Annotated in this window: 17 protein-coding genes and 2 tRNA genes; 11 read left to right on the plus strand and 8 right to left on the minus strand. The window is 35.9% G+C overall.

The window, feature by feature from the left end:
• Positions 1–17 precede the first annotated feature (17 nt).
• Complete coding sequence (locus tag ACLI50_RS14525; protein ID WP_202844224.1) at positions 18–941, plus strand: glycosyltransferase family 9 protein; 924 nt, start codon at positions 18–20, stop codon at positions 939–941.
• On the opposite strand, the gene ACLI50_RS14530 is transcribed toward ACLI50_RS14525, so the two are convergent.
• From ACLI50_RS14530 to ACLI50_RS14545, 4 genes are all read right to left on the minus strand, one after another.
• Positions 931–2052: a hypothetical protein gene (locus tag ACLI50_RS14530; RefSeq protein ID WP_343643502.1), complete on the minus strand. Its 1122-nt coding sequence runs from the start codon at positions 2050–2052 to the stop codon at positions 931–933. The genes ACLI50_RS14525 and ACLI50_RS14530 overlap by 11 nt on opposite strands.
• 117 nt (positions 2053–2169) lie before the next feature.
• A tRNA-Val gene (locus tag ACLI50_RS14535) sits at positions 2170–2244 on the minus strand.
• Between the two features lie 33 nt (positions 2245–2277).
• Positions 2278–2352 (minus strand) — tRNA-Val (locus ACLI50_RS14540).
• A 42-nt stretch (positions 2353–2394) separates the two neighbouring features.
• A complete protein-coding gene (locus ACLI50_RS14545; RefSeq protein WP_202842104.1) occupies positions 2395–3639 on the minus strand; it encodes a bifunctional folylpolyglutamate synthase/dihydrofolate synthase in 1245 nt (414 codons plus the stop codon).
• A gap of 182 nt (positions 3640–3821) precedes the next feature.
• Between ACLI50_RS14545 and ACLI50_RS14550 the strand changes: the two genes are divergently transcribed.
• The 5 genes from ACLI50_RS14550 to ACLI50_RS14570 are packed head-to-tail and all read left to right on the plus strand — an operon-like array spanning position 3822 to position 8017.
• Positions 3822–5144: a TolC family protein gene (locus ACLI50_RS14550; RefSeq protein ID WP_330744787.1), complete on the plus strand. Its 1323-nt coding sequence runs from the start codon at positions 3822–3824 to the stop codon at positions 5142–5144.
• A gap of 1 nt (position 5145) precedes the next feature.
• A complete protein-coding gene (locus ACLI50_RS14555) occupies positions 5146–5736 on the plus strand; it encodes a SprT-like domain-containing protein (RefSeq protein ID WP_202842101.1) in 591 nt (196 codons plus the stop codon).
• A 2-nt stretch (positions 5737–5738) separates the two neighbouring features.
• Complete coding sequence (locus tag ACLI50_RS14560; protein ID WP_238349672.1) at positions 5739–6821, plus strand: mannose-1-phosphate guanylyltransferase; 1083 nt, start codon at positions 5739–5741, stop codon at positions 6819–6821.
• 31 nt (positions 6822–6852) lie between these two features.
• The gene (locus ACLI50_RS14565; RefSeq protein ID WP_202842099.1) at positions 6853–7515 is read left to right on the plus strand and encodes a hypothetical protein; all 663 of its coding nucleotides are present in this window, start codon (positions 6853–6855) and stop codon (positions 7513–7515) included.
• The gene (locus ACLI50_RS14570) at positions 7484–8017 is read left to right on the plus strand and encodes a GNAT family N-acetyltransferase (protein WP_110008996.1); all 534 of its coding nucleotides are present in this window, start codon (positions 7484–7486) and stop codon (positions 8015–8017) included. Before ACLI50_RS14565 ends, ACLI50_RS14570 begins: the two co-directional genes overlap by 32 nt.
• 89 nt (positions 8018–8106) lie before the next feature.
• On the opposite strand, the gene bcp is transcribed toward ACLI50_RS14570, so the two are convergent.
• A complete protein-coding gene (gene bcp / locus ACLI50_RS14575) occupies positions 8107–8556 on the minus strand; it encodes a thioredoxin-dependent thiol peroxidase (RefSeq protein WP_411414101.1) in 450 nt (149 codons plus the stop codon).
• 33 nt (positions 8557–8589) lie between these two features.
• Between bcp and ACLI50_RS14580 the strand changes: the two genes are divergently transcribed.
• The 5 genes from ACLI50_RS14580 to ACLI50_RS14600 all read left to right on the plus strand — a co-directional run bounded on the left by ACLI50_RS14580 (position 8590) and on the right by ACLI50_RS14600 (position 13091).
• The gene (locus tag ACLI50_RS14580; RefSeq protein WP_343643500.1) at positions 8590–9210 is read left to right on the plus strand and encodes an endonuclease III domain-containing protein; all 621 of its coding nucleotides are present in this window, start codon (positions 8590–8592) and stop codon (positions 9208–9210) included.
• Positions 9211–9517: 307 nt separating this feature from the next.
• Positions 9518–10291, plus strand: coding sequence for a GLPGLI family protein (locus tag ACLI50_RS14585; RefSeq protein WP_343643499.1), 774 nt, complete (start codon positions 9518–9520; stop codon positions 10289–10291).
• 22 nt (positions 10292–10313) lie between these two features.
• Positions 10314–11930 (plus strand): vitamin K epoxide reductase family protein, encoded by a 1617-nt coding sequence (locus ACLI50_RS14590; RefSeq protein WP_411414102.1) that lies wholly within the window; start codon positions 10314–10316, stop codon positions 11928–11930.
• Positions 11931–12011: 81 nt separating this feature from the next.
• A complete protein-coding gene (locus tag ACLI50_RS14595; protein ID WP_110009001.1) occupies positions 12012–12194 on the plus strand; it encodes a TIGR04149 family rSAM-modified RiPP in 183 nt (60 codons plus the stop codon).
• A 66-nt stretch (positions 12195–12260) separates the two neighbouring features.
• Entirely contained in the window at positions 12261–13091 is an 831-nt protein-coding gene (locus ACLI50_RS14600) for a DUF6625 family protein (protein WP_202842090.1), read from the plus strand.
• 236 nt (positions 13092–13327) lie between these two features.
• On the opposite strand, the gene ACLI50_RS14605 is transcribed toward ACLI50_RS14600, so the two are convergent.
• The 3 genes from ACLI50_RS14605 to ACLI50_RS14615 are packed head-to-tail and all read right to left on the minus strand — an operon-like array spanning position 13328 to position 15106.
• The gene (locus ACLI50_RS14605) at positions 13328–14014 is read right to left on the minus strand and encodes a hypothetical protein (RefSeq protein WP_411414103.1); all 687 of its coding nucleotides are present in this window, start codon (positions 14012–14014) and stop codon (positions 13328–13330) included.
• Positions 14004–14606 (minus strand): hypothetical protein, encoded by a 603-nt coding sequence (locus ACLI50_RS14610; protein ID WP_411414104.1) that lies wholly within the window; start codon positions 14604–14606, stop codon positions 14004–14006. Before ACLI50_RS14610 ends, ACLI50_RS14605 begins: the two co-directional genes overlap by 11 nt.
• Before the next feature lie 53 nt (positions 14607–14659).
• Positions 14660–15106, minus strand: a complete 447-nt coding sequence (locus ACLI50_RS14615) for a DinB family protein (RefSeq protein WP_227941290.1) — start codon at positions 15104–15106, stop codon at positions 14660–14662.
• Between the last annotated feature and the right edge of the window lie 6 nt (positions 15107–15112).

Genomic DNA, 15112 nt, shown 5'->3' on the forward strand with positions numbered 1-15112 from the left:
CATTCGGAGATGTTGCGATGACCGTACCTGTTTTCAGAGAATTTCTGGAGCAGAACCCCGGTGTGGAAATTATTATGGTCTCCAGGAAAAATTTTGAGGCGTTGTTTACTGGAATTTCCAATGTAACTTTTAAAGGGATTGACCTGGATGATTACAAAGGTCTTTTCGGATTGAGAAAACTGAGTAACGAACTGATCCGTGAATTTAATCCGGATTGTATTGCCAATCTCCATGATGTAATCCGAACCAAGGTTTTAGACAGAATATACAGGAGGAAAGGGCTCAAGGTCTTTAAAATTGATAAAGGCAAGGAAGAAAAAGAACATCTTACAGATATCTGGAATCTGGAAAAGGTACAGCTGAAAAAAACAGTGGAACGTTATGCAGATGTTTTCCGTGAAATGGGCTTCAAAGTTGAACTCTCTCATCAATTAAGACCGGTTTCGGCGCAAAAATCCGGGATTGGTTTTGCCCCTTTTGCCCAGCATAAAGGGAAAATGCTTCCTTTGGCGAAATCGTATGAACTGGTAAGAATTCTTGCTCAGAAACATACGGTGTATTTCTTTGGAGGAGGTAAAAAAGAAACGGAAACTCTAGAAAAATGGGAAGCAGAGATTCCTAATACAGAAAATCTTGCCGGAAAATTAAATCTTACGGAAGAGCTCAATTATATTGCCGGACTGGAACTGATGATATCTATGGATTCTGCCAATATGCACCTCGCAAGTCTTGTGGGAACCCGATGTATTTCTATCTGGGGAGCTACTCATCCTTATGCAGGATTTCTGGGATTTGGACAAAGTGAGGAAGATGTTGTTCAGGTAAAAGACCTGAGCTGCAGACCATGTTCTGTCTTTGGAGATAAGGAATGTTACAGAGGTGACTGGGCCTGTCTTGAAGAATTTAATATCCAGAAAGTGGTGGACAGGGTTAATTTTTAAAAATTAGCTTTACTATTTCTTCTGCTTTAGCTTTGTCAGAGTGACTTGCTTCTAAAATATTCTTTCTTTTTTCATTGTCATCATAGTCTTTTTCAGCCGAGATGATAATCTGCTGACGGATTTGGCTCATATCATCGCCATACAGGCATAAATTTGTTAAAACCGGATCATCTGTAATATTCCCGTTAATAATCACGAAACGGCTGTTGTAAAGCGTATTGAAAAGCTTCACTTTTGTTCCTGAATTTTGGTAAGAAATTAAAATATTGGCATGAGCACCTTCCAGAAGACGGTAAAGGTTCTCTCTGGTTTGAATAGGAGTAAGGCTGATATTTTCAACGGCTGAGATTTTGTTTTTAATATCTTCACTGGCACGATCGGAGGCAACAATCAATTTATATTGTGGAAGCGTTTTAAATAAACCGATAGTCTCATTTAATGCTCTTTTATTGTCTGCAGTGGTGAGATCTCCATGAAATAGAAAATACTTTCCTTTTTGATCCAATTCCTTTACCGATTCATTACCGTGAAAGATATGAATCAGGTGTGCATTCTTTGAATAGGATTCAACTTCATGATATTCTTTCTCAGACAGACAGAATACAGCGTCAAATTTCTTTAAAAGTTTTTTCTGATATCCTGTATATTTTAAAGATTCAATGGAGTAGATGATCTTTTTGAATAGGTTGTTCTCCGATCCGGAAAGACCTTTATAGTACTCCTTTTCGTTATTGTGATAACGGAGGTAGAGTTTGTGGTCATTCTCTCTCAAAAACCGTATAATTTGCGTGGTTTGTAAACCCTCAAACAAGATGGGAGCTTTATTCCTGTCCAGATTTTTAATAAGTTCTTCAGATTTTCTGATCGCAGCAGCGAAAGGCGTTGATGAAAAATAAAGCAGAGGATTCTTCTTCTTTTTGTAAAAAAATACATTTTCTGTAATCTCTTTAATTTCTCTGTCAATGGTTGAAGGGATCTGATCTATGAAACAGTGAAGATGAATTTTTATTCCCATATCAGATATGGCCTTGATTTTATAATATACATCAATGATTCCACCATAGGAAGGAGGGTAGGGATAATTGAATGATATGATGTGGAGCTGCTTCAAGTTCGGCTATTCGATGTAGGCAAAGGTAGATAAATATAAGGAAAAGTGGAGGAGAAGCTTTATAAATTGCTTAGGGGTAAAATAAAAAAATCTCCCAGAAATCTGAGAGATTTTTTGTGGGTCCTGAGGGATTCGAACCCCCGACCCTCTGGGTGTAAACCAGATGCTCTGAACCAACTGAGCTAAGAACCCGAATTTTTTTGAAAGGTTTCGTTTCCTTTTCTGTGGGTCCTGAGGGATTCGAACCCCCGACCCTCTGGGTGTAAACCAGATGCTCTGAACCAACTGAGCTAAGAACCCTCTAGACTTGTTCTCTTGTTTAGAGTGGTGCAAATATACGACTTATTCTTTAATCTCCAAATTTTTTTCCAAAAAATCTCCCACTACAAAGTTGCTTCCGCCGATAAAAATCATTTCTTCATTTGTACATCGTTCTTTTGCAGAGAGATACGCTTCCTGTACAGAATCAAAAATTTTATAAAAAATTTTCGCCTCCTGAAGCAGATTTTCATAATCTTCCGGGTGTCTTCCCCTGTTGATGGATGGTTTTGCAAAATAGAACTCAGAATTTTCGGGAAGTAATTTCATCACATCATCTATTTTTTTGTCGTTCACAAACCCCAAAATAATATGCTTGTGCCTGTCAATTGAATTTAATTGTGAAAAAACATACTCCAAACCTGCCTGATTGTGTCCCGTATCACAAATCGTAAGCGGATGTTGTGAAAATTCAAACCAACGGCCAATAAATCCTGTATTCTGGTGAACATGGAGAAGTCCTTTTTCCAATGCTTCATCAGAAATATTTACTTTAAGTTTCCTTAATTCTTCTACAGCGGCCAGAACGACTCTGACATTTTTCTTCTGGTAATTCCCTTTCAGATCAGATTCCAGATCTGTATTGATAAGAGTGGCATCTATCAAAGCAGCATTTTCTTTCGTAGCTTTCTTTTTAATGATATTTTTGACAACTTCATTTTCGTCACCGGAAATAATCGGGATATGTTGTTTAATAATTCCAGCCTTCTCTGATGCAATTTCTTCGATGGTATCTCCAAGAATATTCTGATGATCCAGCTGAACATTAGTAATAGCCGAAATCAACGGTTTGATAATATTTGTTGAATCCAGTCTTCCTCCCAATCCAACTTCAATAATGGCAAAATCTACCTGCTGCTGATAAAAATATTCAAAAGCCATGATGGTCGTAAACTCGAAGAAAGAGGGACGGATGTCTTCCGGAATCGTTTTCAGTTTTTGAATAAAATCAAAGACAAATTCTTTATTACAGTTTTTTCCATTCACCTTTATGCGCTCTGTGAAGTCTATAAGGTGTGGAGAATTGTATAATCCTGTTTTATAACCGGCTTCCTGAAGAACAGATGCCAGCATATTGCTTGAAGAACCTTTTCCATTGGTGCCGCCAATATGAATACACTTTATTTTATCCTGAGGATTTCCAAAAAAAGCACAAAGCTTTGTTATATTATCAAGTCCAGGTTTATAAGCCTTCTGTCCATCTATCTGATAGTTGGGCATCTGTACGAAAAGCCAGTCGATAGCTTCCTGATATTGTTCATTTGTCATGGTGCAAAATTCCCAAAAGTTTTTTTAAAATAAAATATAATTTTTCAATCTGTAACTTTTTTATATTTAATTCGTCTAATATTGAAAAATCTTAATATGAAATCGCTGTGATTCACAGATAACAGTACTGATGAAGATGACACGGTTCCATATGACCATTAAAAACAAATAAACATATACATATGAAAAAAGTTTGGATCATCGTTTTTGGATTAGGTTATCTGGGTTTAAGCGCTCAGAAGAAATGGTCCTTAAAAGAATGTGTAAGCTATGCAGTGGAGCATAATCTTCAGGTTATCCAAAATCAGTATAACAAACAAAACCAGGAATATAATCTTAAAGCAGCCCAAAAAGAATATTTACCATCTGTATCGGGGAGTATGACGAATGGGGTGAGTTTCGGGCAAGGGTCATTAGGAGCGGGAAGTTTTAGAAACGATAGATTCAATAACAGTGTTGGTCTGGGAGCCGATATTTTGCTCTATAATAATGGAAGATTAGAGAAAAATGTACGAAAAGCCCAGTTTGATGTAGAAGCAAGCCAATATGACATTGAAACCATTAAAAATGATATCTCTCTTCAGATTGCTCAACAATATCTGACAGCCTTGTTGAATAAGGAGATTGTTAAAATCTCTCAGAGTGCTGTGGATAATGCCCAGAAACAGTTTGACAGAGCTAAGATCACAACCCAGGTTGGGACAACTGCCCAGACGGTTCTAGCTGAGGCTGAAGCTGCGCTGGCAAGAGAGAAACAAAACCTTAAAACGGCAGAAGTAAATGTTGGACGTGCTTTATTTGCCATCGCTCAGCTATTACAGCTTTCAGATTACAAAGGTTTCGATGTGGAAGATGTAAACGTTCCGGAAAAACTTGATTTACAGCTTAATACTGTGGATGAAGTGCTTACAACGGCGTATGAGATACAACCTCAGATCAAAGCAGCCGAAAGCAGGATAAGATCTGCCGAAGCACAAACTGAAGTAACCAAAACAGCATTCTGGCCAACGTTAACGGCAAGTGCGGGTCTTAACACTTTCTATAACAGGCAGTTTGATCCTATGCCAGGTACTGTGCAGGGAACTTTTTTTGAACAATATAAAGATCAGTTCGGGCAAAATGTTGGATTATCATTGAATATTCCTATCTTCAATAAAGGAAAAACAAAACTTCAGGTAGAACAGTCTAAGGTCAATGAGAGTATAGCCAGAAATACACTAGAACAACAGAAACAGACGGTAAGACAAAATGTTCAGAAAGCTCAGTTTGATGCTGATGCCAATTATGAAACCTATCTGGCTGCAGTGGAAGCTGAAAAAAGCTCAAAACTGGCTCTTGATTTTGCCGATAAAAGTTATGCTGCCGGAAGAACCACCATCTACGACGTCAATGTGGCGAGAAATAATTATGCAAATGCACAGGGATCAGTAGCGCAGGCAAAATATAATTATCTTTTTAGTCTTAAACTATTGAATTTCTATGCAGGAATTCCATTAAGTTTGTAAAATGCCAATTCAATCATTAGAAAAATACTTACCTCAAAATACACTTAAATATTTAAGAATCTGGTTTGCAGATTACTATATACATATAAAAGTTACAAGAAACAGAAATTCAAAACTGGGAGATTACAGAAAACTTCCGGACAATTCGCATGAAATTACGGTAAATTCAACCCTTACCCCACAACTTTTTTTCTTTGTGCTCACTCACGAGCTCGCACATCTGATTGCTTTCGAAAAATATGGACGGAGAATTTCGCCCCACGGCAACGAATGGAAAGAAACTTTTAGAAATATGCTTCTGGAAAGCCTTGAAATATATGATGAAGAGCTCAAACCTATCATTATAAAATTTTCAAAATCGCCTAAAGCCAATTTCATGGCAAGCCCTGATCTGGTAAGATATTTTCATACTGAGAAACAGGATGATAGTCTTCATTTTATCGAGGAGCTTAAAAAGGGAGAATTCTTTATCTATCGCAACGAAAAGTATTTATTAGAAGGTCTGGTTAAAAAAAACTATCTTTGTAAGAACCTGGCTACTGGAAGGAAGTATTCTTTCAAGCCTTTAGCGAGGGTAGAAAAATGTAGCTAATAATGTTAAAATCAGATAGATATTGCGTTATAATGGCGGGAGGAATCGGGAGCCGGTTCTGGCCGATGAGTACGCAAAAATTTCCAAAACAGTTTCAGGATATTTTAGGAACCGGGCGCACTATGATTCAGCAGACCTATGACAGAATCAGCAAGGTAATTCCTAAAGAGCAGATATTCGTAATTACGAATAAAGAGTATGTTCCTGTTTCCCATCAGCAGCTTCCGGAAATTCCTGAAGAGAATATTGTGGGCGAGCCCTTGATGAAGAATACAGCCGCTTGTAATCTGTATATGGCCAACAAAATTGCTGAGATTAATCCGGATGCAACGATGATTGTATTGCCGGCAGATCATCTGATCCTTAAAGAAGATGTATTTTTGGAGAAAGTGGAGCTGGCATTTGAGCTGGCTTCAAAAAATGATTATCTGGTAACATTAGGGATTACCCCTACAAGGCCTGATACCGGATACGGATATATTCAGTTTGTAGAAAAAAAGGGTTCGGAATATTTTAAAGTGAAAACATTCACAGAAAAGCCTATCCTTGAAATTGCCCAAAGCTTTCTGGAAAGCGGTGATTTCCTTTGGAATGCAGGAATTTTTGTATGGAATGTGAAAAGTATCCATCATGCCTTTGATCTTTATCTTCCAGAAATGATGCAGCATTTTATGGCTTGTGAGTACAACTCAGAAAAAGAAAATAGCTGTATTGAAACCATTTATCCGAAGGTTCAGAAGATTTCTATTGATAACGGAATTTTAGAAAAAGCAAAGAATGTTTATGTGATTCCATCAGATTTGGGATGGAGCGATCTTGGAACATGGACTTCTGTATATGAAAATACAGAAAAAGATAAAGACGGAAACGCGGTAAAACTGAAACATTTACTTGCTTATAATTCAAAAGGAAATATCATCCGTTTAAAGAATAATAACAAGGCCGTAATCATTGATGGTCTTGAAAACTATATTGTTGTAGATACAGATAAGGCACTTCTGATCTGTCCGCGTGATAATGACCAGCTCATTAAAGACTATGTTCTTGATCTGAAAAACTTTAAGAAAGGCGAGAAGTTCATGTAATATTTGGTATATTTCTGCTGATTTTTAAATTATGAGTAACACTGCAACCCGATTTACAATTCTTACATTTTTACTTCTGGGAATCTTAGGATATTCTCAGGAGAAGAAAAAGTTTTCAAATATACCTTCTGTTTTGCAGCAGATCAACCCAGGAAGCAGAGTAGACTCGTGGGTGCTGATATACAACAGCTACGGTAAAGGTGAAGAAATAAAGACTTCGGGTAAGGTAAATTACACTCCTCAGTTCTCAGGATTCAATCTTTTCCCTAGTGAAGACAGCTTTTATTATATTGCTTACTCAGAAGGAGGTAAAGTAAATTATGTAACGGATGTAGAGGGATTGAAGAAATTTGTTGACAGAATTGATAATGCTCAGGAGGCTGCGGTTGTATTAGCTGCTGAAGGATATATGGTGGATGAGGAATTCAAGGATCTTGCAGGCAATTACCATGAAGATCAATCGAATTATTATCTGGATCTTGGAAAACTCACTTCGAAAGAATGCCCCTATCAGAAAACACATTATACAGTAACGGTAAATAAATCAACCGGTGCCATAAGCAATGTAAAAGATAATGGAACATATATTGAGCTTTACAATAAAAAATGTGCTAATAACCCGAGACTGTTGAAAATCGAAAAAAAAGAAGAACCCAAGAAAGATGAGTCTAAAAAAACACCCAAACGCAGATAATATCTATGAGACTGAGCGATTAATCCTTCGTCCCATGTCCCGTGAAGATAAAGATTTTGTCTTTGACCTTTATAACAGGCCAAAATTCATTCAACATATCGGCAACCGCAACGTTAATTCTGTTGAAGATGCCGAAAATTATATTCTCAACAGATTTGCTCCCCAGATTGAAAGACTTGGATTTGGAAACTATCTTTTAATAACCAAAGAAGGCAATGAAAAAGTAGGGGCAGTAGGAATCTTTGAAAGAGAAGGTCTTGATATCGTGGATATAGGATATTCTCTGCTGGAAGAGTTCGAAGGTAGGGGATATGCCTACGAAGCAGCTCAGAAAGTGAAGTCTATTGGAATGGATGATTTCGGATTAACAAAAATATCAGCCATTATTTCAAAGGATAATATTTCTTCCCAAAAACTGATCGAAAAATTAGGGTTGAGGTTTAAAAAACACGTCATACTTCCAGGCGAAACCGAAGAACTCAACTATTACGAAACCGAATAAAACTTCTAAAAATGCTTTCACAAATAACGTATAGATCGTAAATCGTGTTATTTGTGAAAGCATTTGTGATATTTGTGTTTCAAAAAGAATTATCCTTCCAGAATCTGCTCAGCAGCAGTCTTTGACGTTACTTTTTCAATCACTCTTGTACAGACACCATTTTCATCGAAAATAAAAGTCGTTCTTACAATTCCCATATACGTTTTTCCAAACGTTTTTTTCTCCTGCCAGACCCCGAATTTTTCAATGATATCTCGGTTTTCATCAGCAATAAGATCATAAGGAAATGCAAATTTACTGTGAAAGTTCTTCTGTTTCTTTACACTGTCACCACTTACTCCCAGTAACTGATATCCTGCTTTTTCAAGCTTGGAATAATTATCACTCAGATTGCAGGCTTCCACGGTACACGTTGGGGTATTCGCTTGCGGGTAGAAGAAAACCACCAGTTTTTTTCCTATTAACTTTGATGAGGTTACCGTTTCTCCGTCTTGATTGAATTCTTCAAATTCAGGTAATTTATCTCCAACTTTCAGCATAATGATTTAATTTTGTTCAAATTTAAGGGTTACATGACAAAAAAACAAAGAGCTGAGCTCGTTCAGATAGAACTGGATAAATTATATCCGACTACACCTATTCCGTTAGATCACACCGATCCGTATACATTAATGGTGGCCGTAGCGCTTTCCGCGCAGACCACAGATAAAAAAGTTAACCAGGTTACGCCTGATCTTTTTGCCGTGGCAGGAACTCCACAAAGAATGGCCAGGCTGGAAGAATTTGAAATCAAAGAACTCATCAAAGAAATCGGACTTTCCAATACCAAAGCCAAAAACCTTAAAAGAATGGCAGAACTTCTGCTGGAACGTCATAATGGTATCGTTCCGCAAACTTATGAAGAATTGGAAGCCCTTCCGGGCGTAGGGCATAAAACTGCTTCAGTGGTGATGAGCCAGGGTTTCGGATTTCCTGCTTTTCCGGTAGATACCCACATTCACCGTCTGATGGCACAGTGGAAACTTACCTCAGGAAAAAACGTGGTGGAAACAGAGCGCGATGCCAAGAAATTATTCCCTGAAGAAGTATGGAATAAACTTCACCTTCAGATTATTTTCTACGGAAGAGAATATTCTCCGGCAAGAGGAAAAGGAGAGAAAGATTTTATTACAAAAATGTTATTTGAAAAATAGAATTTAACATTATTTAGGATTTTAAGAACTATTTTCAGTTACAAATAGAACAAGAAGAGCACTATTTTATAGTGTTTTTTTTTATCTCATAATTTAAATTCTAAATTTTTTTTTCACCAATAAAGGATATTTGTAAAATTTCACGATAATTCTTTTATTTCATAAAGAAAACTTTATCTGCTTGATTTATAATATCATTTAGAGACAATAGTTTTCTTTTTCGTAATTTTCTTTACTGTAAATTGTTACAGAAGTATTGTATTTCCATAAAAAGAGATATATTTGGCTCAGTACCATGAAGACCAAAATGAAAAAAATTAATCTTTTCGTTTTTTTTATAGTTTTATATTCCTGTGCCTGTAAAGGGCAGGTTCATCGGTTTTATTATGAACTTACCTATAAACCCTCTACCAAAAATAAGACGATAAAGACCGACATATTCTATCTGGACAGTCTTGATAAAAGGTCTGTATTCATTCGAAAAGAAAAGTGGGAATCTGATTCTCTTTTCACAACACAATCCCCAGTTTTATCATTACGAACAATGAATTTTAAGGTAATAAAAGATCTTGGTAATTCATCAGTTATTCTGAAAGATGATTTATTTATAGGTGTTATTTCCTATAAAGAATATCCTGATCTTCATTGGAAGCTTTTACCGGAAAAAAGAAATACCGGGACTTTTCAAGTACAAAAAGCAGAAGCCAATTATGGAGGAAGACATTGGATAGCATGGTTTACTCAGGATATTCCGGTTTTTGATGGTCCTTATGTTTTTATGGGGCTTCCAGGGTTGATTATAGAGCTGAAAGATGCTAATAATGAATATCAATGGAAATTGAAAGGCAGTAAAAAAAATGTCCGGTCTACATTGCAAACAGAATCAGTAATGGATGAGAGTTTGATGTCAAAAGAAGCCTACATTAAAAATAAAGAAAACTTCATAAATGATCCCTTGCCTGTTTTGATGCAAAGTATGGCAGATGTTAGTAAAAGTCTGGAAATCATGAATAAGATGAATCAACAGGCCGAATCAATAAAAAAATATCACCGGGAAAACGATAATACCATCGAAAGATAGTATCAACAATTCAACTATAACCATGGAATTAAGAAAAGAAATTAACGCTGTTTTTTTATATCTGAAATCGATTGATGTAAAAATTGATAAGAATGATTACATCTATCAGGTAGAATCGCATCCGGAGACACCTAGTCTTCTGGCTTTTAGTGATGCTCTTGGTTTTTTTGGTATTCCAAATGGTGCCTTTACGATTGATTTTCAGGATTTTGATCATTTACCGGAAACATTTCTAACCATATTAGATATAGGAAACGGGCATTTGATTTTATCATATATTGAAAAAAAGGAGCAATCGGTTTTATATACAGATCATGAGGGTGTGCAGAAGACTATCTCCATTCCTGAAATGGAGAGTTTGTGGACTGGTGCGGTACTGGCCGCTGAAAATAACGGAGAAATCACAAAACCGTCTAATGTCTTTTACAATAAACTCCTGCCAGCATTCATCTTTTGTGCAGTATTTGTAGTGTTGTATTTTATCGGAGGCTGGTTTATAAGTGGTTTCGGTGCGATTACAATGGTGGGGTTGCTTTTAGCCTTTGAAGCTATAAAAACAGAGCTGGGGCTGGAGTCTGGTTTTTCTGCGCAGTTTTGTGATGGAAATGAGAAGTCAAGCTGCAGCCAGATTATCAACTCTGAAAAAGGAAAAATTGCAGGGTTCAAATTGAGTGATCTAAGTGTTTTTCTTTTTGGGATTCAGCTTTTTTCACTGCTTGTTTTTAATAAGGAGCTTATCAATAATTATTATTTTTTAATTGGTTTTTCTCTGCTGGGATGTATACCATTTACATTATATTCTGTTTATTTTCAGATGGAAGTAGAAAAGAAGTGGTGTCCAATATGTTTGAGTATTATAGGAGTAATCTATGCACAGCTTATCTATTTGTCATTTAACATGACGGAGATACTGAATAATGTACATCTTGACCTCCTAACAGTTTTGCTTTTGTCATCAGTAGTGATCGCTTTTTCCGGAACCTATATTTTTATTAAAAAAGCTTTGATAACCTATGCAGTGCTGAAAAAGGATGCGGAGTTTGACTCAAGATATATAAGGCATTATCCTTACTTTAAAAATATTCTTACAAGCACAGAACCTCTTGTTTTAAAAGCTGAGCCAATCCTGCTGGGAAATCCAAATGCTCCTGTTACAATTACTTTTATTACAAGCCCTTTGTGCGGATACTGTAGAGAAGCGCATGATTTCTTGCAGAGAATTTACAACCAATATAAAAATCAGGTCAACATCAAAATCAGATTTAATATGACAGGAGTCGTAACTGCTGAAGTAGAAGAGATGTTGATCCAGCTCCTGAACATTTATCAAACAAAAGGCGAAGGCAAATTTATTGAAGCTCTTCATGACTGGTATAGTCACAGACAGGCAGAGAAATGGTTGAAAAAATATAGTACAACTCTTGATAACAGAACCTTTCTACTGAATAAACTGGTTTCTGTTTCTTATGAAAATTTACAGAATAACCTGTTTTTCACACCACATTACTTTATCAACGACTATGCATATCCTGTAAGACTTAATAAAAAGTATATAGAAGTATTTATGCCGGATCTTATTGAGGACGAATGGAATGAACAGCATGATTCTGTAAAGGAATTGGAGGTTGAATACAGATAAAAGAAGAAAATTATTATAATAATTATACAAAGAGGAAGCCGAAAATCTAAAGAGTAGGCAAACAAATTAAAACAAATTTCTATGAAAAAATTACAAAAGCTGAGCTTAAATGCTATGAAAAACGAAATGAGCAGAAACGAAATGAGAGTTATTAAAGCGGGTTCAGGAGGTGAGCCAGGAACTTGTAACTGTAACTCACAGTACTGCTATATGAATGGTATGAGAGCTATATGTGGCGGTGGATGGCCAGCAAAATGCTGCTAATCAATCAAAAATAACTTATATTTTTTCTGTAATTGCAATTCTGCAATTACAGAATTTTTTTAACCTATGAATACACCAAGTTTAGTTTTAATTACATGCTGGTATGGTAAATATCCATGGTATATGCCCTATTATCTGCATTCTTGTGCTTTTAATCCAAGTGTAGATTTTGTGATTATAACTGATAATACAGAGGAGGTAAAAAACTTACCCTCAAATGTAAAAATAGTCCATAAAAATCTGAAAGATATCATCTGCGATACATCTGATAAACTTGGGTTTCCAATCAACATAGATTATCCTTATAAGCTGTGTGATTTTAAGCCTGCGTATGCTTTTATGTTTCCGGAACTTATAGAAGGATATGATTTCTGGGGGCACTGTGATCTCGATCTTATTTACGGAGATATAAGAGCTTTTTTTACCAATGAATTTCTCGATAGCTATGATTATATCAGTGTAAGAGATGATTATACCACCGGATGCTTTGGTCTGTACAGGAATAATGAACTGATGAATACATTCTTTAAAAGAAGTAAAGACTATAAAAAGGTATTTTCTATGCCGGATCACTTCTGTTTTGATGAATGTAATTTTGTTTGGGACGATCTAGCAGAAGGTATTCCTATTTTCGAAATTGAAACAGAAATTGAAAGTTTTACCCATATCATGAAAAATGCTGAAAGAGAAGGAATTCTCAGAACTCATTTTGATTTTATTCTTATGGAGGGCTATACGGGGAGAGTAAAATTTGATAATGGAAAAGTTATTTATAAAAACAAATATGAGGCAATTATGTTTCATATGTTTTGGCTTAAAAAAGTATACAACCCCGAAAAAGTACCTGCAAAAATCCCCAACAGGTATAATGTAAGCCCCACTAGAATTTATTGGTAATTACTGTACTACTAATTAAAAAATAATAGCATGAAAAAATTACAAAAAATGAGCATGAATGTTATAAAGAATAACATGAGCAGAAAGGAAATGAGAGTTATTAAAGCAGGATCGGGCCCAACATCATGTAACTGCCAGGCAGTGATGTGTCTAGTCCATGGGAGTATGGAGGCTTATTGTGGACCTTCAGGAGTGATCTGTTGCTAATCATTTTATGAAAAGAAAAAGAGAGAACCTTATATTGTTCTCTCTTTTTTATTATTTAAAACCAATTGTTTGTACTTTTTTTGATAGATACCAAGGGCAAGATCTGCTGTTTTAAAATAATGTTCAATATTTCCATTAATATTATTCTCTGCAGTAATATCAGAATATCCGAAATCTTTCTGAACGGAGACAAAAGGATATAATACCATTTTATGAGCTGACAGTTGTGATAAAAAGTTATCTGCAGTGTCTTCCGGGCCAAAGTCTGCATTGAGTATATGATCAAAAAAACGACTGTATACCACCATAAACTGGGTACACCAGAAATGATTGATCCAAAACCTGTTTTCTGTAATAGGAACAACAAATCTAAAGCCTCCTCCAATGCCTCCGGCCAGAATATCAGCACCCTGCTCATTAGATTGTATAATATTATTTATAAACGCATCTCTTTCATAATGTTCTGTAAAAACATGGTCATCTTCTACAATGATAATCACATCATCTTCGTTTTCAATAGCAAGAGATACCGTTTTTTTTATGCTTTCCCAGAGGCCTACATTCCCTTTCTCATGCATACATGCCTCTACAATTTGGCAGCCAAATTCCGGTCTGCCTTCAAACTCTTTTAACACACTTTCCCTTCTGTCTTCTCTATGTTTCAGATTGATAATGTAAGTGGGGATCATAATTTCTGAAAAGCTGTTATGGCTCATAGCTGTAGTATTTTTTTATTTGGGAAAGTTCATCAAGAAAAACTTCCGGATTGTCATATATATATTGAAAATCAGTGGTGTTTTCGAATGATTGAAGGTTTCCGTCATCTTCAAACTGAGAAATGAATGGATGCATTACAAAGACATCTTCCAGATGTGATGATAAAAAAACATCAAGAGGCAGCTTAGCATTGAAATTCCTTTGCAGGAAAAGAGAATATGTTTTTTTGAAAATAATCATGAACTGTGATCCCTTGAAACCATCAACCCAGAATATATGATCAGAGACTTCGATCACTTTTTCAAAGCCTAGGAGACCTCCCAGCAATAAATTACCGTCAAGTCTTTTTACCTTTTCAATACATTTTTCAAGATGATCTTGTGAAAAACTAGAACAAAACCGATGTTGAGAGGTTGAAATAATGATATAGTCTTCATCATTACTTTCTTTTATTACCTTTTGTATTCCTTCTGTGAAACTTAAATGCTCATCTGTGGCAATAAATTCAGGTGTAAAATTTCTCTCTGCATAATGCTCTAAGGCACCAGAAAGTTTTTCAGGATTTGAAGATAAAACAAATATTTTCTTCATGATGATTGGGGTTTTCAGGATAAATTAGTTTTAATAAAAATAAAGAAATCAGATTAATTATCCAACAACCTTCTGTGATAATTAACCTGCCCCAGATGATAATCCAGATGAGCAAGCAGATGGATCAGGAAGTAATCGGTTGTCATGGCACTTTCAAAAACAACCAATGGATATTCTTTTTTCAGGTCTTCATCGGACAATTGGGAAAGTACTGAATCTATCATTGCCGCAGTGGCTTTCACCTTTTCAATAAGTTCCGCTTTGGGAATATCCTTTGAAGAAAATTCCAGGTCACGCTGTCTTACATATCCGGTATTTCCAAGGTGTGTTCCTATAAAATGATTAAGATTTCCCACCAGATGAAGGGCGAGGTTACCCGCAGAGTTGGCAATGTTTTTATCCGTTTTCCAAAGATTTTCTTCGCTTTGATAGGCTTCCAGTTCCGTTTTTAACTTATTTAAATCTCTGTTGTAAAGAGATCTTAGGCTTTCTGTGATCATACTAGT

The sequence above is a fragment of the Chryseobacterium cupriresistens genome (genome assembly GCF_046614675.1).
Taxonomy (GTDB): domain Bacteria; phylum Bacteroidota; class Bacteroidia; order Flavobacteriales; family Weeksellaceae; genus Chryseobacterium; species Chryseobacterium cupriresistens.